Consider the following 21,794-nt stretch of genomic DNA (forward strand, 5'->3'; position numbering starts at 1 on the left):
CCTGAATTATTCACAAAAGGTGATTTTAGATGTTTTTTGGATTCAACGAGAAAATATTTCGAAATTTTTCCATTTAAATGGATAAATTATTTTGTTTTTTAAGGGTGATGGGAGAAAACAAAATTTAAAAATCCATAATTTACCTAATTATTCCAAAAAGGGCAGACTTATCCTGTGGAATGTAAAATCAATTTTGAATTTACAGTTTATTCCTATTTTTATCATCCAAACCGTGGAAGCATCTGGATCCTGCTTAAAGTTTCCATGAACTCTTTCTTATACAAGCAATGACTTGATAGCTTAAATGTGAGATAACGACCTGATCGTACAAATTTTCCTGCAATCTTGATAAGCTGCAAGCGAACGGTATCAATTAGTTTTGTGTTCTTGGTTTCTGGTAAACATAATCTTTTAAAGCCATTGTGAAGGTTATAAGCCAGGATGGCGATTTGTAATTTACATGCATTTCGCTCAAATTCAGTACTTGTCATCTTCCCAAAGGCGAATCCTAGTTTCCCTTCTTTAATGAAGTTTTCCATTGTTCCCCGATTGAAATAAAGCTTCGTGATGTTTTTAGGGGACAAATTCATGTTTGTCACAATAAAGGTGAATTGGAAAAGAAGCTCATCCTTCGGTCTTTCTATCTTCACGACAACCCGTCGGGGTTGGGTCCAACTGTTTGCTTGATATGTAAATTCACGATAGAAAACAGATGTCTTCTCTATTATATCGTCTGGAATTTGGGCTAATATCTCTTCAGCCTTAGCATAGAGACGCTTATTCGCCTTCAACCGTATCACATAAAGAGCTTCCTTTGTTTCTGCTAATTCAAATAGTTCAGGTACAGCGAAACCGCTATCTCCACGAATAACAGGACTTATCCAGGGATAAAGAGTCTTGTAGCGTTTAAGAGTCGGACCAACAAAGCGAACCACTTGTCTGGAAGTATAGACTGACCCAGCTCGAAGTTCACCCTTAAGGCAGTCACCTGTTAATCCATCAAACATAAGCATAGGATGGTAGCCATTTTCACCGTAGTGTGAATTGTATTTAGAGCCATGCTGATTGCCATAAGTTGCAGCGTTTGTGGAGTCGAGGTCAAGAATAATGTCTTCGGGAGACGCCAACTTATGAAATCGTTCAGTCAAAGTGTCGTTTACATGTTGAAGTTGCTTCATTGCCTCTACGTCGAAAAGCTGATTTACTCTGGACATTGTAGGTTGAGAAGCCAAGTAATCTTTCTCTAAAATGGTCGTCAAAGCTGGATCATAACGAAGACTATCGGCATGATCATCCGCATGGTATCCTGCAATATGTTGATAAATCTTTTGCATGATAACACTATCGTTTGTATGAACATCGTGATTAACTGGATCTTTCAAAATCACCATTGATTGAATCAGTTGACTAAGTCCGATTTTTTCAGCAAATTCTTTATAAAGTAAAAGCCCAGAATCATTAGTAAGGTTACCACCATTAAAATTGACCTTAATACTTCCATTGAAATCCATAGATTGTTCGTTTAAACTAGTCATAGAGGAGCCCCCTTGGTATGTTTTGGTTCGTTACTATGACAATACCAAAAAAGGGGCTCCTTTTCACGTTAAAAGATGTTCACCTTTTGGGTGACAATCATTATTCTCCAAATCGCTTGTCACTATTGCACTTTGAGTTGATTGAGGTTAAAGCAGTGAATAATTCAGGTATAAGTCTTTACGCTCTTAGATTTCCAATTAATTTCCCAATTCTTCGAGTGAATTTAGGAAAGTCGTTATTTCCGTGATTAAGGTAAAAATTTGAGTATTTTCAAGCTTTTCTAGTGCAAGTTTACCGTTTACCATTGTACTATTAATAACTTCTTCAATCTCTTTATTCTTATCAACCACTTTTTGATGAATATCCTCTGCTAGTGCTGGAGCTTCAATCTTATTAAATTCTTCGAGATCCTGCTTTATTTTTTTTAACTTATTCTCTAGTTCTTCCTTAGCTTCGGGATTTGTAGCAGCTTCTTTAATCATCTGAGGTGCTTCTTCACCAAAGTTACTTAGGGTATTTATATGATTAGTAGCTATATTTACATAGTCTAATGAATTGTTTACTTCCTCTAATAAAGAGCATGCACTCATTAATACTGTTGAAAGAATGACAAAAACAAATAGTATTTTTCTCATAAATAGCTCCTTTCCTTCATTTCCTTTTCAATTCATTTAATCTTACCACAGATTTTTTAAAAAAAAGGCTGTCTACACAAAATAAACAATAAACAAAAAACAGAGTACTATAAAAACAATCTACTCTGTTTTTACACCATTTATTAATTTGTCGAATTCAATGCAATCAATTGATATGTAATCGTCGTTTTGTTATTTTCAAGCTCCACTTTCTTAATTAGGGCTTCCCCACTTGAATCACTTTCTATTGTTTTGCGAACTTCAACTGGAATTTCAATTGGATAAAGTCTGTATCCCTCTTTTACTAGCGTGAATATATTATCAACTAGCCTGGTTTCTCTTCCTTTTGTAACTATCATTGTATTAAATTCTATAGGCATACCCATGGGTATTACACTCCTTTTAAGTGAATTGTTTAACATAATAATAACATATTTTGCTACTGTTTTTTCATCCATTCCGTTACATATTTCACGATTGCACGGTTTTGGGCAGGCGGAAAGTAATGAGTGAAGTCTTTAAAGTATTTACTTGTTACTGGTTTACCTAACTCTTTCAACCTTTTTTCTAATCGAAAAGAGTGTTCTACCGAAACATTCTTATCTTGTTCACCATGTATGACTAACACTGGAGAAGTTATTTTCTCTAGCTCATATAGTGGCGTCCTCCATCGGTATCTTTCGGGAAATCTTGCTGGGGTGCCACCGATCACACGCTTCATCATTCTCCTTAAATCTTTTCGCTCAACATAGGTAAGCGACATGTCTGACACTCCTCCCCATGAAACAATCGAGCAGATATTGTCCTCATAAATCCCAGTAAGAAGTGCCATCACTCCACCTCGGGAGAAACCAAAAGCATGAATTCTGTTTGGATTCACTTTACTATGGTTTTCCAAAATTTTGTAACTTGCAAGCGCATCATGCCTGTCATCTCCAGCAAAATCTTCGTTTCCTTCTCCACCTTGATTCCCCCGATAGAACGGGGCCATAACAACAAATCCTTCTGAGGCAAATTGAATAATTCGACCAATTCTAACCTTTCCTACGTTTTTTATACCACCTCTTAAATATAAAAAGCCATCGTATTTTCCCGCTCGTTTTGGTTCTGCTAGAAACCCTTTAATACGAAGACCCATGCAATAATATGTAATGAGATATAACTCAATCGCTGGATTAGGTGATGGGAAGCGTTGTTTTTCTAAAATTTGTCCATCTTTCATTATTTTTCTCTCCAATCACTATAGTGCAATTTATAAAAAAAACCATGGGCATTCACACATTTTTGTCACACTTCATATTATAACGTATACAAAAAATAAATATTGACGCTTATCCGTCAAGGAGGTATCTTCATGCGTTATCTATCACTACTATTGACGCTGTTACTTATTATTCCACTAGCTGCTTGTAATAATGACAAGGCTGACACAATAAGAGTTGCAGAGGTTACTCGCTCCATATTCTATGCCCCTCAATACGTAGCACTATCGGAAGGCTTTTTTGAAGAAGAAGGAATAAACGTCGAACTCACTACTACATGGGGTGGTGACAAAACAATGACAGCCGTTTTATCAGATGGGGCTGACATTGCTTTAGTTGGGTCTGAAACATCTATTTATGTTCAGGCACAAGGCTCAAGTGACCCTGTTATCAATTTTGCACAACTTACTCAAACTGATGGTACATTTTTAGTTGCTCGTAAAAAGGATGATAATTTTGAATGGGATCAATTAAAAGGAAGTACATTCCTAGGCCAACGTAAGGGCGGAATGCCACAAATGGTTGGTGAATACGTACTAAAAAAACAAGGAATTGATCCACATAATGATCTTGAGTTAATTCAGAATATAGACTTTGCAAATATCGCTAGCGCATTAGCATTATGTAACGAAATACACTACTAACTAAAAGAAAATAAATAGAGAAGTATTTACTACTCCTCTATTTGTGCCATTATTTCTTCAATTTGAGCATTCAATTCAATATTAATACTTTCCTTTCCAAAATGCACCTTATGAATAATCCTAGACAACATAACCTTTTTTAAATCATCATCTGCTTGGTCAAACTTTTTTTCCCAGTTTCTTAATTCCTCTGCCATATTCCGTACATCCGAATAATTCTCTTTTTCTTGTGCTAATTCATTTTCAATGCGCTCAATTATTTCATTTGAGTTTCTTATTTTAATCTCAATCCCTTGAATTGCTCCCGATAATTGGTCTGGAGTGAACGAACTTTCTCCCATAAGAGCATTAGCAATTTCTTCGTTAAGTTTTTGAAGTTGTTTCTTGTTGCCTTCTTGTTCCTTTTGAAGGTTCTTTAGAATGACTTCTTTGCTTTTAACTTTTTCCTTTTTATTATCGATTGACTTATCGATGAATACAGAAATATCCATATTTCTAAGAATTTCTTTTATGTGGGAGATAATTATTTTGTCGTACTTCAATGCTCCCCATATGTTTTGCTCATGGTCGTATGTTCCTTTATTTGCTGGACATCTATACCTGTAAATAATAGTCGTGTAATACTCATCCTTTTTATTAGGTTTTTGACTTTTTCTATATAAATAGTTCCCTACGAGTCTGCTCCCACAATACTTACAAAAGGCAAGTCCTGAGAAGATGAGTTTTCCTCCCATTGGAATACCAGTTTTATCTTGCTCGGTCAAAGCATTCTTTCTCATGTTTTTTATTTGTTGTGCTTTTTCAAATAGATCAGTGTCTATTATGTGTAATTTCTCATTATACGGTTGCGTATCTCCATCTTTTCCCCGGTAGCTTTTATATCGTTTTTTTCCGATGTAAACCGGATTTTGCAGGATTCTTTGAATAGTACTAACACCAAAGTGCTTGTTTTCCCTAGTACGATATCCGTTTTCATTCAGATAGTCTACAATTTTACGATAACCATAATGCTTGTTTACGTATAAATCATATACCATTTTTACAACTTCTGCCTCATACTTATCCGGCACTTCCTCTTTAATATTTCGGTCTTTCACCTTCCAATGGGGGATTTCAGTTTCAATTAACTTATATCCATATGGAGGAATACCTCCTTGATTGTATCCTTCTTTTGCTAATTGCTCTTTACTTTCTCTAGAGCGCAATGAGATTTTATGGCTCTCACCAGATGCTTGCCAGAATCGAATAAAGTTGATTAATATATCTGCGTGGTCTTCTATTCTTGCTTGTCCTTCTTTTGCTGACCAGACTTCAACTCCCTGTTCTACTAAAAACTGAACAATAAATGGGGTTTCTTGTTCCCTTCTTCCAAGTCGATCAAATAAAAATACAACAAGAACATCAAATTCTTTATTCTCAGCAGCAGCTTTTATTTTCATTAACTCATCCCGATTGTCAGCTGTCAGTTTCCATCCTGATAAACCTTTCTCATATAGCTCATTTGTAATCTCCCAATCCGGATGTGTTTCGACAAACTCATGACAAGCTTTTTTTTGCATCGGGATATCATCGTCTGCACTAACTTGTTTTTTGGTTGATACACGGTATAAAATCCACGTTCTCTTCTTTTTCATTAGTTTCATCCTTATCGTCCTAGTCAATTGAAATGATTAGTTGTAGATTTATTAATTGCTTGAGGTTAACTTATCTGTAAACTTCCGTCCAAAATTGCTTCAAGCCGTCCATTGCAAGCTTATTTCTTACCTTATCCTTGCTAAAGGAGAAATCTACTCTCACTCCTTTACTTGATATATCTTTGAAAACAACTTTGTCCTCTTCATTTGTAACAGTGTATTCCCTTTCCCCAAATATCAATCTCCCCATAAGTGTTCCCTCCTCTTTAGTTCTATATCTATTCATCCACTGGTTGTCTAATTAAAATTTGACTCAATTTTTATTGAGATCAGTCTTGGCTACGGCTAAAATCAGAAATAAAAAAGGGCAAACGGATAGTAAGGTACTATCCATTTGCCCAATGCTTTTGGCGCGAAATGCATCAAAGTTTTAAAAACTATTTTGTTAAACTTAAGTATACCTAGCCATTTGATTGATAGATACTATAAGTACACTAGTATATAAATAATTTATTAAGTTTCTCAGTTTTACATCAAGTCTAGAATTGAAGTTACTTTTATTAAATTTCCTCCTTTTTACCAACAAAAAAAGCACTCATCAGAAGACACAGTTATCCTGTGTCATTTCTGTATGAGTGCTTCTCGAATCAGAAATAAATTTAAATTTAGTAATTTTTAGTTTTATAGATATAGAAATTTCTTTCCATGACTAATAATATAAATTACAACTGATAAGAAGTCAATGGAAGTAGTTAAATTTGTTTTATGGAATTTATAGTTTTTAAAAGTAGTACAAATCTATTTTGTTTGAATGCACAGTATCCTTGTAATGTGCATTAATATTCTGTTCAGATAATACTACCATCTGCTCCTAAATAATTGATTTGTAAACTTCCCAGACTAGCTGGAACTTTTCCAGTGTTCATAATTTCTCCCGATTAGCTTATCCAGTCTGAACCTATACTATCTTTTCAAGAGTAAACTGCTTCATTAATTACTTCTATTGTTGCTTATTTTCCCTTTTGTGAGTTATTGACTTGAAATAGGTGTTGAGAAGTCAGACCGTACTTCCTCATAGATTGTAGAAAACCCTTCATTATCTGTATTGGAGGCTATGCTTAGAAATAGCTTATAGTCTTCATTTTCCTTTCCAAATAATAAAATAACTTCTCTTAAATGCTGATTACTATCTTCAACATGCATTAAGACAATTTTCGAAATTTCTCCATTGACCCCTTCTTTCTCAATGCTTTCTATTACTCTATAATTTTTACTGTTCTCTGGATTCATTCCAGCATTTAGATTATAAAATTCTTTTTCTTCTGAATTTGCATTCATCCCAACATATAAGTTAAAAAATTCTTTGCCTTCTGAATGAACATATGTATTAATGAATTCTGTTTGAACATCCTCTGATCCCAATACTAATTTTTTATAGAAGTCCATTGAAATCTGTTCTTCTCTATCGAGTGTAACGCTTCCTTTTATATCAAAATTTTGTTCGCCAATTATTCCTCCCAAAATACCTTGTGAAGCAATTAATGTTACTGGAGTTTCAAGATCATCTAATTCATAAGCTACTGCATTTGAAACAGTTCCATCTTTTTTTATAGTTTGAAGTTGAGATTCTCGAAATTGAGCATCGGGAAGAGATCCAACATTAAGTGTATTTACTACATTCGGATCATTGTCTTGTACAGCTTCAAATACTGCTAACCAAGCAGTTGTTGCGTTAATATCTTTGTCAGTTAAGTTAGTAGTATCGTACCATATAGCAAATACTGGTTTATCACCGTATTCATTACCCTCTTTACCAGCTGGAATTACTTTAGTTTCTGTTATTTTTATTTTTAAATCTTCCAATTTCACTTCATTGTCCTTAAAGTAAACGTCTTTATTTTCTTCTGCATTTTCTGTTTCTTTTGGTTCATTTGCATTATCATCTGTAACACCCACGTTGTTTCCACTATCTGGATCTATTTCAAGTCCTGCTCCTTCATCTTGTCCACATCCAGCAATTACGAATGCAGTAAGTAAAGAAATGAATAAAAAAAATATTCTCTTTTTCACGTTACATTTCTCCTTTGATAGAATCTCTCATATTACTAAATTATAACATAATTTGTATCAGAGATAGATGAAAGTACAGTTCTTTACAAAGGTACACAGTGCCCCGCAAAAAAAAACACCTTTTAAAGGTGTTTTTTAAGCGGCAGCCTTTCTAGCTGTATTTACTGCTTCTATAATAGCATCAGTTATTTTATCCCCATTTTTTATTATTACATATCCAGTTGCTACCACAGGTACTGCAAATGCTGATGCAATAATAATTGCTGGGATTTTCTCAAAACGAGCTGTTTTATTTTTAAAATCAAAACCTGCAAAATTTCCCTGGTTATTTTTTTCATTGTTCATTTTTAATCTTCTCCCTTGATTATTTTGTTTAGTAAATCCGTTAATTTAGTTGATTCTAGTATTGCCTTTATAACCGCGCCGACTGCTGGGAGGAATGCCAAAGATGCAAATAAAGCTAAAATTGCCAGTGCCAATGTCTTAGAAGGAACCATTTTTCCTGATTCTATAGCAGTGATTGTCTGACGGGTAACTCCTACCCTTTTTGCTAGATCTTCTTGGGTCCATTTCATTGTTTGCCTTAAAATTTTTAGATTTTGGCTCAAAAGTTGTGCTTCTTTTTCTTTTAGTTGTGGAGCTGCCATAAGATTCAACCTCCTATAAATGTATTTTATAGGACAACTTAACAAAATGCAATATAAGATTGCATTTTGTTCCATTTTTTTATTTTATCCCTTTTCTTTAAATCATGAAAAAGAACCTACCTTTCAATCAAGGTAAGCTCAAGTCTTCCATTCTTATATTTATACTAGAACAGATATACTAGAATCAGTTAACAAAAAAGTGGTTTACTAATTCGGTAAACCATTCTTCTACAATCTTTAAGTAAAATTTATCGTTGTACTATTTAGTATTTACTAACAAAATTAGAAATCAAATTGAATTTCAATTCTTCTATAAGCAGAGTTAATGTAGCTACTATCAAAAATAATTTAATTACACTTTGCTTATTACTACTTCTCGTGGTCACGCTTCGGTTTATTTTCTCGATTTGTTTGGTGTAGGTATACTACCCACTTGTTTGGTTCTTTATTTCCATCAGGTCTTGGAACTGTATTGAAGTATTTCATTGTATTTTGTAGGTAATATTCATGAGAAAATTCGACTCCTGCAAGAAGGTTGTCAAAATAAACAAGTCGCTGTGCTACACCTTCTCCTTTAATATTCCTATCTCCTAGTTGGGGATATTCTTTTATCAATCTTTTTCCAAAGTTAATAGTTATTTCTTTTGTTTTTACTTCTGTTTCATCCTGAACAAAATAACGATATTCTTTAATATTGTCTATAAAAATTTGATTTTGCTCATCAGTATATGTCTGACCACTCATAATTTTCCCTCCTAAACATCCATTCCGCTGCTTTTCGTAGTCTCTATGGCTTATTTCAGCACCCTAATAATATTGTTGATAGTTTCCCGAGCTTCCGTACTTAATCTTTCAAACTTAAAGGCAATGGATTCAGACTGTGGATTTATTGCTGGGCCTGTATTTTTATCTCGACGAAATTCTTTTATGTCTTCTAATTTCTGCTTTAATTCACTTGGGAGATTTGCTCTCTTAAACCGAATGCTGACTACATGCGGTTCTCTCTTGACATAATCATTGCTGCCTTCGTACTGGATCGCTCTTATATAACGATCACCATTTTTATACGACTCCTCACTTCTAAATAATTGCAAAGTTTCTTTTGCGATATCATAGTGCAAGAACACTGCTTCCTCTGCTTGATCTTTTATGAAATTAAATATAGGACTTACTGCAAAGTTATAGTTATCTAGTGGTGTTTTCATTTATAGATTTCACTCCTTTAAACCTTAATGTAAATTACAAAGACAAGTATCTCTAATAAAATATATTTTACTGAATTTTTATTTAGTACTTTCATGGAAATTGAAAAATCTCTCCATATTAATTAGAAAAATGCTAAGGATTTAGATTCCTTAGCAATACTTTCTTATAACATTTGGTCTCATGAACATATTCTTTCCCATCTGCTTAAATTATGATTTTGTGCTATTTGTTTAACTTCCTCCCAAACTAAATCCTTAAAGTCAGGGTGTACATATCTTGGTACTAACCTACCAAAGTGCCTTCCTAAGAGTTCGAGTGCTGCCGACCATTGATAAACTTCTTTTGATTGATTAATAGCAATAGAAGACAAATCCTCGTCATCAAATAAGTCTATTAAAGCTGATTCATTTGTTTCTTTCATAAATATCCATCCGCTCTCTTCAGCTCGTAACCCAAATAACGTTACACTTCCACCTTCTCCGCCTAACACTAAAATCTTTTCCCAATTCTTCTCCATGTATTATGCCCCCTTAGAAAGCTATTGGTTCTAATTCATCTACACTTTCATTACCAAAATCATCCCAGTACGCAATAGATACGTCTCCAGATAAATCAAGATTCATCCAAATTAAATCCTGACATCGCCCTGGAGTAAAGAAACTTTGTTTACCACAATAATTATCACGAACAATAAACTTAGCCTCTGCACCGTACTTTCCATTCCACTTTAGAAAAGTATATCTTTTTGATGTGTCACCTTTTTTATCATCAAAGATTTCGTATATTTCAATTCCATACTTAGTGAACTTTTTACTAAAATGTTTCAAAAAGGAAACCATATCCTCTACACTATTAATCTTCTTATAGAACTTGATTTTACCTGGTATCCCTTTTTGTTTAAATTCTTTTAATAGAGGAATTCCTTTATTTAATTCTTGTTTAATTACTGAAAATAGTATTTCATCACCTTCCCCAGTTACCTCAACTTCTTTATCTGCTATAAATCGAATCTGACCATTACCATTAAAATGGAAGAATCTAATCATATTATCACCTCATTAAAAGATAATCCCAGCCCCAGCTGTAGCAATACATTTTGTATTAACACATAACGTATAATTATCTTTATTAAAAACATGTTCATAACGATTGAGAGTAACGGTCCCGATATCATTGATAGTATATAAGATTACTACTGGATTTCCATTATTATTGATATAAAAATGAGGCTCAATAATCTTGGGTTCTTCCTCCTCCATCTCCCATTCATAAGAGCTAATCTCCCTTTCTTTCTCAACTGGAAGTATTTCATCCCTTCCCCACGATACACCATGCCACATTGCTCCATATTCATGAAGCTCATGATAAGCTATAGTTGCTTGAAGATAGGACAGTGGACTTCTATCTCCTTCTATAACCTCCATAAAATCATCCAACGCAAACTCTGGTTTAGGTGGTGATAAAAAGTAATCTTCTAATCTGTTACACTCTCTGGGATCAGGTAACTCTTCTATAGAAGGAATAGCCCATACAATTCCATTGCCATTTCCTCCTTCTATATATTGATATGCCCTTAATTTATACCCGTCTTTAATACCAAGTTGAGAAAACCCTATTACTATATTCTCAGGATTACCTAATGACCTACTCCACCCAAAGCCATGTTCATCAATTCCTTCCAACTCATTCATTTCTACAATTAGATTAGGCTTAGTGGCATGTATTGAGAAGCGTTGGATTTTATATTCTTGCTTTAATTGTGGTTCAACACCTTTTTTATACAAGGAGATAATTTCTTTTACTCTAATTGGTCTATCAGAGACTTTAAGCGGACAAGGATGATAATAGTCGTTACTGCCCTCTTTTTTCTTACCGAATGAATAGAGTCCTGCTTTAGAAATTCTTTTAATCCATTCCTCTTTTATTCTTTGGAGGTTCTTCCATCTTCTTCTGTTTTCAACACCCCACCCCAATAAAATCCACGGGTATAACTTCAACTCTTCGATAGGAACCAACGATTCATCGAGAGTGTACAAGCCTGATAAACAAAGCTCTTCAAACCTTTCAATAGCCTCTATGTTTTTTCCATGTTTAAGATTGAATAAATTGTGTATATAAAGCCGACCAGATAAATTACTTTCATTATTATAAATTTCTTCTACAATTTGAATTAGTTGTTGCATTGTAGGATCTTCTGTTTGGATTAATCCTGACGCAGAACCATCTGAATGAAGTTTTGCATTTAAGTCTTCATTTAATATGGCTGAACCAGGATTCAATAATAGACATGCTCCTAGTGACTGAGTGGACTCACCCCATTGGATATAAGCTGAAGTTCTATAGATAACATCCTCTCGTTTAATAAACGTACCAAATGCCTTTACCTGGTTTGAATGCATTGCTTACACACTCCTTTAAAGGATAATTTATTATTAAAGAATGTCTGATACTACTTTTAGAAAGTCTCCTATTTTCGTATCGTTAACAACTATGTCTGCAATGGAATCTAATGGTGCTGAATCATGATTCACAATTAACAGTTTTGCCCCATGTTCTTTTGCTAAAATAGGGAACATGTTGGCTGGCGAAACAACTAATGATGATCCAAGAACTATAAATAAGTCTGCTTTTTGTGATTCTTGTTGTGCCATTTTTAGCATCTTATTATCTAACGACTCTCCGAAAAGTACAACTGATGGTCTGATAAATCCACCACAAGAACAAACATACTCCCCTTGATAATATCTTTCGTTAGAATAGGTCTTTTGGCAATTGTGACAATGCAATTTTTGAATAGTCCCATGCAATGGTATTACTGGTTGATTTCCTGCTTGTTCGTGCAGTCCATCAGTATTTTGAGTTATGATGGACTTTAAGTTGTAGCGTTCTCCCCAATTTGAAAGTATCTGGTATCCAATATGAGGTTTTATATTCCCTAAAATCTCCATCCTCTTTCGGTAGAACTCAACAAATTCTCTTCGGTTAGTATCCATTGCAGCAACGCTTGCTAATTCTTCCGGATTTCTCCCTTTCCAAATCCCAGTATCTGATCGAAAATCAGGAACTCCGCTCTCAGTAGACATGCCTGCTCCAGTAAAAATCACAATATGTTTTGAACTTTTTATCATATCGCCTATCATCTTTAGCACCTCCAACCCTTTATATTTCCATTAAAGCATGTTAGGTGTTCAAAAAATTAATCACCTATAAGTATTAAAAAGAGGAATTGGTTTCCAATTCCTCATGAATATTGTATATACATTTTCTCTGCTTCTTCTTTAAGTTTTTGAACGAGAGCTGGCGGGGAAATAACCTTTGCATCGCTTCCCCATGTAAGCAACCATCTAATTAGACCTTCACTAATAGATGCACTTATTTTGATTGTGAACTTTTCTTCATCCACTATGTTAATATTTATATCTCTTCCAAAGCGATCCAACACTACATTAATAAGTTGGTTACTAAAAAGAATTTCAACGTAATCAACTTCACCCGGGTACATATTAAAAGAACGGTTTAAATGTTCTGCTATGTTAAATTTAATATCAGGAGACACAACCTCTTTTATTGAAACTCTTCTCATGCGGTCTACTCTATAGTGCTTAATTTCCTCGCTTCCTTCTGGCTTTGCAACTAGGTAATAATAGTCACTATTCCATACTAAAGCAAGAGGTTTAACTGTATATAACCTCTCATTATGGCTAAGAACAAAATCCTTTTTTAGATTGTATCTACCGTATTTGAATGTTAGCAATTTCCTCTCATTTATGGATGTATGTATTTTATCTATATGATACTTAACTTCTTTACTCTCAGCTCTAACCGCTTTATCAACTATAATTTGATTACGTAACCTTTTAGCCAAATGTTTGCTCGTTAAAGATTTCACTTTGCTAATCAACTTGTTTGATACTTCATTTGGAATAAAGCGAGCTGAGGATACTGCATCAATTAATAAACGTAGTTCATGGACTTCAAATTTACGATACTGATGGCTATAATAAACGGTATTATTTTCTCTAACCTCTTCTTCTACGTTAAACCCACTATCTTTTAGTTCTTCAATAGTTTGTCTTATTGTATTCTTTGAAGTTTTAATGTCATCACCAAAATAATATTTAAGTTGATTAATTATTTCAATTAACGATAAATAATGTTCTTCGTCTGTCATCTTAAATAGGATTTCTCGAATAGCCATTAGGCGTTTTATATTACTTACTTCTACCATTTTTATGACCTCCTAATAGAGATTGTTAGGTTCTTTGGTTTAAGCCTTAATAAACTATTCAAAGTTCAATTACGTTTTTAGTAGCGAAATAATTTCGGTAATTCTATACTCAAATTTACCTTAGGTCTCTACCCAAAAAAATATTCATACATCTATGTCGTTAATCAAGAGTGGATTAGCAAAGAAGTAAATATTATTGTTCCATAAAATTTCCAATCCAATTTTTCCCTTTATTTGTAATCTCTCTTCCTTTATTTGTTCTTATTATAAGGTCGCACTGAATTAAGTATGGTTCTATAATGTTTTGTAGTGTAGGCTTATCAATATCCGAACCAATTGCTAATGCATCCCCCCCAATAGCTGAAGACTGATTTGCAAGGTAAAGTAAAACCTTTCTATCGCCTTCATCTAATCCCATATCATCTATTTCCATTATCTCAAATTGGTTTTTTGTAACTTCTTGATTTATTTGCTTTTTACCTGTAATGAATTCAGCATATTCTAAGCACCTATAGAAGTAGTTAATTCCAATTCTTGCTACTCCCTTAGATCTTTTAGCAATGTCATATAATGCTTCATCAGTTATTGTAACTTTCTCTCTACTTGCTAGTTTCAAGATAATATCACTTATCTGTTCCAAATTATAATTTTGCAATTGAAACTTTAAATTAAACCTATCTCTTAAGGGTCTCGATAGTTCCCCAGCTAAAGTGGTAGCTCCAATTAAAGTGAACTCAGGCACCCAAAATTGTTGTATTTTTCTATTCAATTCTTTCTCAAATACGAAATCTTCCATGACGGGATAGAAAAGTTCCTCTATTTTAAGAGGCAATCTATGAATTTCATCTATAAATAGTACATCGGAGCCATCATCAGTTAAATTAGCTAGTACGCTTTCAACATCTTCAACAGTCTTCAGGTTAGTTCCCATTGCCTCATGGAACTTTACCCCAAATTCATTTGCAATTATTTTGGCTAAAGTTGTTTTTCCTAATCCTGGATTCCCATAGAATAGCATATGCGGGAGTTGAGTTTGTTTTTTCTTTGAAGCACCTATTGTTATCGATAGTTGTTTCTTTATTTTTTCTTGCCCTACATAGTCATTTAATTTTAATGGCCTTTTCAAAAATAAATTACTCTCCTTTCATATCAATATTTTTTTTTATCCTTCACATTCCGCTTCCTTAGATTAATTTGAATTTTCTCTATATTACTATTATACATAAATATCATTAGTAATCTCCCTCAATTTGTTAAATATGGATAATATCTGTAATATTATATGGTAGTTTGTAAGGTTGAGTATCTTTGGGTTAGAATTTTTTCAGATTACCCTCTATCGACTTCTACCAAAGGACTATCCCTCCTTTATTTGGTATACTTTCTGATTAAAAACAAGTGAAGAGAGACAAGGACTAGGAGCAAGTTTAAGCACGGAAGATAAATTAATTTAAACCGAAAATCATAGGTGAAAAATAAAGAAGAATTTTTCAACTTTCCTTGGTAAGAATAATTCAGATTTTATAATTTTTACGATTCAGTTCACCGTGGTTATTTAAGAGGCAAAAAATAAACACTAAAATACTATGATTCTAACTCAATCGGGCTTTGAAGGTAGATTATCTTATTGTTATTTAAAAAAAGAGACATTTCTATTGTCTATCTTAGAAATGTCTCGAAAATTATTAATTTATTAAACTTGTTTCTTTATAGGGAATTATAGATGATTTTCCCGGTTCAAACGTAATATATAACTGATGTAGAGCACGACTTGTAGCAACATACGCCAATTTACGATCAAAATCTGTTAAACTATAGTCATTAAATCGTGCAATGACAACCGCTTCAAATTCTAATCCTTTTACGGCTGTTGGAGTTGTAACAATTACTTTAACATTTCTTGGTAGATCCGATTCGGTTTGAATCGCTACAGAGAAATATGGATCAATCATATAATTAAAATGTTCAAGTAATGATTCTTCTTTCACTACCACTGCTACAGACTCATAATTATTCGTATAAATAGCATCTTCTAGTACCTCAATAAGCTTCTGCTCTTCAGCTTCAGCTGTAACTTCTACCCATTTCACTTCTTCCCCATCACGGAATGTTTCTGAAGAAAGCTTGTATTTCCCATCTGAAAACGGCTTAATAATTTCATTACTTACTTCCACTATTTGAGCTGTTGAACGATACGTTGCCTGAAGCTCATAATAAGCAGGTTTACCAATTAATTGGTCAAGATTATACCAATTTTGTAAAGAGCTTGCTTGATTTAAATTCTGTCCTAGATCACCAATTAACATTAATCCGTTTTTCTTTGTTAGTGCATGTATCTCTACAATTTCATAAGGCATATAGTCTTGAGCTTCATCAACAATTAAGTATGACAACTTATGTTCTTTTGATACACCTTTAATTAGACGGCCAATATGTAACAAGGCCGGTAGGTCTTCATAAAAAATGTCGAATGATTTATAGTCATTAGGCAAAAGACCCTCAGATTTAGCAATTTTTATAGCTTCATCAAAGCAATCTAAATAATCCAGTTCAAGATGTTTTATTATATAATTTTTTAAGGTGTCACTTTCGTTTTGAGAGACATGATACTCAATAAACTTAGAGCCTTGATATTGTTTGCTAAAACTGAATTCCAAATTATATCGTGTTTTTAATGCTTCTATAACTTGCTTACTGTATTTTTGTTCCAACAGCATTAGAGTTTCTGAAAGCAATGCTTGTTCAAGTATATCTTTTAGGTCATTATAAAAGGCTAGCTGCTCTATTGTTAATTGCTGAAGAACTAGCTCCTGCACCTCTTTCAAGTGCTGTTCAACTGTGGTTGTTTCTGTAACCACAGCGACACTTAACACTTCCAATTGCTGCTCTCTAATATGCTTTAAGATGACTGCTTCTTTAGCTTTTTGAACTTCACGCTGCATATGAGGTTTCCAAGCATCTGTAATAATTGATTCGTCAATAGATTTAGGAATCAATTGTTGAAGAACAACAGAATGATCTTCCATTATCAGCTGTAGGGCTTGCTGAATCGCAGTTATAAATTGGTGACGACTTATATCAGCTTGCTTTTTTTTCGCATTAGAACGATGAGCTTGATATGAATCTAAATGCTCAACCCATCGACTTCCTAATTCTGCTATCTCAGTCGTAATAAATTCGTTATGGAATAGAGATAATTTCTTCACTTCTTGTTTTACAATAACATCTGCCTTTTCTTTTACCCATTGCTTTAACTGCTGCTGTTCTTTGTTTTTAATATGTATCTCTTTCTGCAAGCTTTTTAAGAAGAAATTAAAATAAAGATTTTCTCGATTTTTTAACGTAAGTTGTGGATATTTTTCCATTTCCTTTAAAATTGGTAAGATTGGAATAGAAATCGTAATTGATTTTAACGTGTATGCTTTTGCCCAAATTCGCAGGTCATTGATAATTCTAATTGTAGTTTGCTCTACGATAGTTCTAAAATCTAATGAGCCTTTCATTTTAATTATATCTAGCTCTGTTGCTTGGTGACGTTTCAACTTTGATGAAGAAATCATTAGTATGTCACATGCAATTTCTGAAAAAGTTTTTTGTTTAATTCCGAAATCACCTAATGTTGGTAACACATTTTGAATATGTTTTAAAAATGCTTTATTCGGACCTAAAATAGCAACGCTGTCAGGTTCCAAATTTTTATATTTATACAGTACATAACTTAGTCTATGAAGTGCGATAGCAGATTTACCACTACCCGCTGAACCTTGTATAATAATTGGCTGATTCATCGGTAGACGAATAATCTCATATTGTTCTCGCTGTAATGTCGCAACGATGGATTGCATATCTGTACCACGCTTATTTTCAAGTGCCGAAACTAATCCCTCATCTTTAAAGTACTGGCTAGTTGAAGTAATAGGTGGATGTAACGTCTTAATACTCCCAGATTCAATATCAATTTGGCGTATATAATCTACAATAACGTTTCCAAGTGACTGGTGATCAATCGGCTGACCGACCGTTCTCAGATAATAAAGAGAGGCAGCCTCTGCCTTCCATGAAATAACATAGCCGTCTATCCCTTGTTCTCCAATATAAATTGTTTCTGGACCCACTACTGTAACATAGTCAATTCTCCCCATATACGGACGTTCTTTAACATATTTTAGTTTACTGTTGTGTTCATAGGCTTGCTTACGAATAATCCCCTCTGCATAGGCAGTAGAATAATCTATTTCATACGTTGCATTAAACTCAATTCCAGAGATTTCACGCATCGATGCATTAATCTTTTTAATCACTTGCCTTAAGTAACTGTGCTCTGACTCACTATCCCTTGGTAAAAAAGATGACCAGTCGTAGTTTGGAAAAGGAGTTACCACTCCTTCATCTACTGAGGTCACTGTTTTCGACAAAATATCGGACATAGCTTGTACCATTTGTGCTTCATCTACTTCTTGCTCTACAAGTAACTCCCTTTCATCAGATACTTCTTCTAAGAATTCATCAAATGTTATACCTTCCTCTTTCACTTCGTCTAGAGCTAGTTCAATAACAGATGATTGGTCGAAATTTGAGATTACTTCATCTTGTACCACTTCTGAAGGTAAGTTTTCCTCCTCTGGTAATGAAGGAGTTACATCCGATAATACCTGCACATCTTCTACAATAAAATCCACGGTATTTAGCGTTTGTAGATGTGTATCTGATTCTGCTTCGGAGTATTGTATTTGCTCTTGTAATTGCTGGAGCTGTATAGACAATTCTTTTATTTGTTGGAGTTGTTGATCATATTTAAGCTGTAAGTCTTCATGAGCAATTTGTAAAGCATTGTAATTGGACTCTAATGATTTATATTTTGCTAAACTATTCTCTAATTGGCCCACTTGCTGTTGAAGGTTAGTATTATGCTTCTCATTTTCAGTAACTATATTTTCCAATCGCTCAACATCAGAAGCTATCATTTGCATAGACTCTTTCAAATGGTCTCTCTCAAGTTCTAAGTGGTTAAAATTTTCTTTTGAAACGGTTGATTCTTTCACTTTTTTTAGTTGCAATGCTAATTGTTGAATAAGTGTATTTTTAGAGTTATAGTCTTCTATAGTTGCTCGTTTCCTAAGCTCTTTAGTTTCTTCTTCAAGTTTTCTGTAGCGAAATTTCCATTCCTCTACCTGAGCTACCTTAACAATTTCTTCTATTTTTTCATAAATAGCTATCTTAGAATCTAATTGTTTATATACTTCCTCCTTATGTGATGCCTCTTTTTCAAGTTTTGCTAATTGTAGTTCAAGATTTTGTATACGCGATTCGTCCGTTGAACTTTGTACCTTAAGTTCTTGTAACTGCTAAACTAAAGTAGACAGTTTTTGATAGATAATAATGAACACTTTTTTACCAACTGTACTTGGGGTTTTGGCATTGAAAGTGGTGCCGCCCCGGGGAGGGGCGGCACCACTTTCAATGCGGCGACCTCCCCCTATACTATTAAAAATTTTTCTCCAAACATTGTATAATGTGATAGATTATCAGAATTATCATCACAAGTGGAGGGAACTGAAAGGTGGAAAAGTGGAAAGTGTATATGGAGATTTATCAATTAAAACAACAAGGGTTTAAGATAAGGAGGATCGCTAAAAAGCTAGGGATTTCAAGAACAACCGTTTACAAATATTTAGAAAAATCGCCGGATGAAATGAGTTCATGGATGGCATCAACAAAAACAAGAGCAAAAAAGCTTGATCCATATGAGATGGTTATTCAAACATGGCTAAGTGAACATCCTGATCTCTCTGCATCTCAAGTTCATGACTGGTTATTCGAAAAATATAAGGGTATAGAGGTGGCTGAGAGCACAGTACGTGGTTATGTTAAAGAATTACGGGAGAAATATTCGCTTCCTAAAACAGAAACAAAACGTGTCTACGAAGCCGTTCCAGACCCTCCGATGGGGAAACAAGCTCAGGTAGACTTTGGCCAAACTATACAAAAGACATCAGATGGAAAAGAGGTCAAATTATATTTCATTAGTTTTGTACTTTCGCACTCCCGGTATAAATATGCCGAGTGGTTGGACAGGCCTTTCACTACGAAAGATGTGATTCGAACGCATGAAAATGCCTTTCAGTTTTTTGGGGGTATTCCTCACGAAATTGTTTATGATCAAGACTCTCTTATGGTAGTCAGCGAGAATGCTGGAGACCTAATTCTTACTGGTGAATTTCAAGCTTATCGTGAAGAAAGGAAATTAGTCCTTCATGTTTGCCGCAAGGCGGATCCTGAAAGCAAGGGGCGAATTGAGAACGTGGTTGGTTTTATAAAGAAAAACTTCGCTAAGAATCGTGCCTTTCACAATATCGATCAGTGGAATGAACAGGGCATCGCATGGCTTGAAAGAACAGGAAATGGTAAAGTTCACAATACAACAAAAAAGAGACCAGTCGAAGTGTTTAACCTTGAAAAACAACACTTAAGACCGGTCACTACAAAAATTACTATTTCAAGTATTGATTCAAGTATAACAAGAACCGTTAGGAAGGACAATACTATTCTCTACCTATCAAATCGGTATTCTGTTCCTCTCGGAACCCATAAGAAAGATAAAGAAGTTTATATCGAAGTGACAGATAAGAACCATTTACTTGTTCGAGAAGAAAAGGAAGGGCCTGTAATTGCCTACCATAAGATTAGTCACGAGAAAGGTAAACTGATTCAAGATCGCCAGCACACACGGGATCGCACAAAAGGCATAGCTGTTTTCATAACTAGTGTTTCCGAGAAATTTGAGGATGTGGAGCTCGCGACTGAATTTCTAACTCAAGTCCATCGTAATTACCCGCGGTATATTCGTGATCAACTTCAACTCATCTCAAAGGTGCTTCAATCTGAGCCAGAGTTTGCGAGTGATGCTTTAAAGGAATGTGTCAACAGGGGGCTGTATAGTGCGACTGAATTTAGCGATATCATCCAACATGTCAAACGCCAACGCCAAGTAAACAGCAAACCAGAGGATCGAACGGGTGAACAGTTGAAACCAATCTATGCAACCGATCAATCTGTAATTAATACAAAACCACAGACTCGAGATATAAATGAATATATAGCTTTACTGGAAGAGGGTGTATACAAATGAATCATTCCATTGAACAGCTGCAACACCGTTTACGTTCCTTAAGGTGGGCAGAAAGCGCCACCTACCTCCCCCAGCTGATTTCGAAAGCGGAAACAGAGGATTGGACGTACCGAATGTTTATTGACCACTTGACGGCTTACGAACAAAAGCGTCGTGATGAGAAACAAATTGAAAAGAGACTAAAATGGGCTGGGTTCCCTTTTTATAAAACACTTGAGGCATTCAATCTGAATGAGCAGCAATCACTAAGCAAGAAGCAAATCAACCAATTAAAGGAGTTCGCATGGCTAGATCAATTATACAACCTTATCCTTTTAGGACCAACAGGGGTGGGCAAGACGCTCCTGTCAACGGCACTAGGAATAGAAGCTATTCATCAAGGATACAAGGTGTCATTTATATCTATGGGTGAACTCATTCACACATTAAAAACAGAGGAATTTACAAGAAAGTCACAGACAAGGATGAAACGTATCAGAGACTCCCATTTAATCATTATTGATGATTTGATGTATATGGCAATGGATACTCGTGAAGCCAATCTGTTTTTTCATTTGATTAATGACCTATATGACAAATCTTCTGTCATTATAACATCGAACAAAGGGCCTCAAGAATGGGGAGAATTATTAGGTGATCCTGGCATTACAACAGCCATTTTAGATAGACTCATCCATCGGGCAGAAGTGATTCATTTTAGAGAGGAAAAAAGTTACCGAATGAAACATCGTTCTTCCATTTTTGGGAACGAAAGTGTTCAAAATTAATTAGCAAAAAGTGTTCATTTTCACTTGACGGTTACA

General features: G+C 34.4%; 20 protein-coding genes and 1 pseudogene. 3 read left to right on the forward strand and 18 right to left on the reverse strand.

Features of this window, described 5'->3' with window-relative positions:
• Window positions 1-221: 221 nt before the first annotated feature.
• The 4 genes from PY093_RS20075 to PY093_RS20090 all read right to left on the reverse strand — a co-directional run bounded on the left by PY093_RS20075 (window position 222) and on the right by PY093_RS20090 (window position 3,393).
• On the reverse strand, window positions 222-1,535 hold the full coding sequence (locus tag PY093_RS20075) for an IS1380 family transposase (RefSeq protein WP_275647547.1): 1,314 nt from the start codon (window positions 1,533-1,535) through the stop codon (window positions 222-224).
• Between the two features lie 198 nt (window positions 1,536-1,733).
• Window positions 1,734-2,171 (reverse strand): DUF6376 family protein, encoded by a 438-nt coding sequence (locus tag PY093_RS20080; RefSeq protein ID WP_275647556.1) that lies wholly within the window; start codon window positions 2,169-2,171, stop codon window positions 1,734-1,736.
• Window positions 2,172-2,314: 143 nt separating this feature from the next.
• On the reverse strand, window positions 2,315-2,557 hold the full coding sequence (locus PY093_RS20085; protein ID WP_275647557.1) for a DUF2584 domain-containing protein: 243 nt from the start codon (window positions 2,555-2,557) through the stop codon (window positions 2,315-2,317).
• Between the two features lie 53 nt (window positions 2,558-2,610).
• Window positions 2,611-3,393 (reverse strand): alpha/beta hydrolase family protein, encoded by a 783-nt coding sequence (locus tag PY093_RS20090; protein WP_275647558.1) that lies wholly within the window; start codon window positions 3,391-3,393, stop codon window positions 2,611-2,613.
• Between the two features lie 132 nt (window positions 3,394-3,525).
• On the opposite strand from PY093_RS20090, the pseudogene PY093_RS20095 reads away from it, so the two are divergent.
• Window positions 3,526-4,053 (forward strand): annotated as a pseudogene (locus tag PY093_RS20095) (ABC transporter substrate-binding protein); the annotation flags it as partial.
• A 53-nt stretch (window positions 4,054-4,106) separates the two neighbouring features.
• Here the strand turns inward: PY093_RS20095 and PY093_RS20100 are convergent.
• The 14 genes from PY093_RS20100 to PY093_RS20165 form a co-directional block, all read right to left on the reverse strand.
• Entirely contained in the window at window positions 4,107-5,711 is a 1,605-nt protein-coding gene (locus PY093_RS20100) for a recombinase family protein (protein ID WP_275647559.1), read from the reverse strand.
• A 70-nt stretch (window positions 5,712-5,781) separates the two neighbouring features.
• Window positions 5,782-5,961: a hypothetical protein gene (locus PY093_RS20105; RefSeq protein WP_275647560.1), complete on the reverse strand. Its 180-nt coding sequence runs from the start codon at window positions 5,959-5,961 to the stop codon at window positions 5,782-5,784.
• Window positions 5,962-6,740: 779 nt separating this feature from the next.
• A complete protein-coding gene (locus tag PY093_RS20110) occupies window positions 6,741-7,781 on the reverse strand; it encodes a DUF5067 domain-containing protein (RefSeq protein WP_275647561.1) in 1,041 nt (346 codons plus the stop codon).
• Between the two features lie 135 nt (window positions 7,782-7,916).
• Complete coding sequence (locus PY093_RS20115) at window positions 7,917-8,126, reverse strand: hypothetical protein (protein ID WP_275647562.1); 210 nt, start codon at window positions 8,124-8,126, stop codon at window positions 7,917-7,919.
• Window positions 8,127-8,128: 2 nt separating this feature from the next.
• Window positions 8,129-8,428 (reverse strand): helix-turn-helix transcriptional regulator, encoded by a 300-nt coding sequence (locus PY093_RS20120; RefSeq protein ID WP_275647563.1) that lies wholly within the window; start codon window positions 8,426-8,428, stop codon window positions 8,129-8,131.
• 369 nt (window positions 8,429-8,797) lie between these two features.
• Window positions 8,798-9,172, reverse strand: coding sequence for a hypothetical protein (locus PY093_RS20125; RefSeq protein WP_275647564.1), 375 nt, complete (start codon window positions 9,170-9,172; stop codon window positions 8,798-8,800).
• Window positions 9,173-9,222: 50 nt separating this feature from the next.
• Window positions 9,223-9,633, reverse strand: coding sequence for a hypothetical protein (locus PY093_RS20130; protein ID WP_275647565.1), 411 nt, complete (start codon window positions 9,631-9,633; stop codon window positions 9,223-9,225).
• A 179-nt stretch (window positions 9,634-9,812) separates the two neighbouring features.
• Window positions 9,813-10,151 carry a hypothetical protein gene (locus PY093_RS20135; protein ID WP_275647566.1) on the reverse strand — a complete coding sequence of 113 codons (339 nt, stop codon included), beginning with the start codon at window positions 10,149-10,151 and terminating at the stop codon, window positions 9,813-9,815.
• Between the two features lie 13 nt (window positions 10,152-10,164).
• Window positions 10,165-10,680 (reverse strand): hypothetical protein, encoded by a 516-nt coding sequence (locus PY093_RS20140; RefSeq protein WP_275647567.1) that lies wholly within the window; start codon window positions 10,678-10,680, stop codon window positions 10,165-10,167.
• Between the two features lie 12 nt (window positions 10,681-10,692).
• Window positions 10,693-12,033, reverse strand: a complete 1,341-nt coding sequence (locus PY093_RS20145; RefSeq protein ID WP_275647568.1) for a hypothetical protein — start codon at window positions 12,031-12,033, stop codon at window positions 10,693-10,695.
• A 33-nt stretch (window positions 12,034-12,066) separates the two neighbouring features.
• Entirely contained in the window at window positions 12,067-12,774 is a 708-nt protein-coding gene (locus PY093_RS20150) for an NAD-dependent deacylase (protein ID WP_275647569.1), read from the reverse strand.
• Window positions 12,775-12,875: 101 nt separating this feature from the next.
• Window positions 12,876-13,862, reverse strand: coding sequence for a helix-turn-helix transcriptional regulator (locus PY093_RS20155; RefSeq protein WP_275647570.1), 987 nt, complete (start codon window positions 13,860-13,862; stop codon window positions 12,876-12,878).
• Window positions 13,863-14,055: 193 nt separating this feature from the next.
• Entirely contained in the window at window positions 14,056-14,988 is a 933-nt protein-coding gene (gene ruvB, locus PY093_RS20160; RefSeq protein ID WP_275647571.1) for a Holliday junction branch migration DNA helicase RuvB, read from the reverse strand.
• A 559-nt stretch (window positions 14,989-15,547) separates the two neighbouring features.
• On the reverse strand, window positions 15,548-18,826 hold the full coding sequence (locus PY093_RS20165; RefSeq protein ID WP_275647572.1) for a helicase domain-containing protein: 3,279 nt from the start codon (window positions 18,824-18,826) through the stop codon (window positions 15,548-15,550).
• A gap of 596 nt (window positions 18,827-19,422) precedes the next feature.
• Here PY093_RS20165 and istA point away from each other — a divergent pair.
• Entirely contained in the window at window positions 19,423-20,991 is a 1,569-nt protein-coding gene (gene istA, locus PY093_RS20170; RefSeq protein ID WP_275647389.1) for an IS21 family transposase, read from the forward strand.
• Complete coding sequence (istB, locus tag PY093_RS20175; RefSeq protein WP_275647388.1) at window positions 20,988-21,758, forward strand: IS21-like element helper ATPase IstB; 771 nt, start codon at window positions 20,988-20,990, stop codon at window positions 21,756-21,758. The genes istA and istB overlap by 4 nt, the downstream gene beginning before the upstream one ends.
• Window positions 21,759-21,794: the final 36 nt, after the last annotated feature.

Origin of the sequence: Cytobacillus sp. S13-E01, assembly GCF_029193815.1 — a bacterium.
Taxonomy (GTDB): domain Bacteria; phylum Bacillota; class Bacilli; order Bacillales; family Bacillaceae_L; genus Bacillus_BV.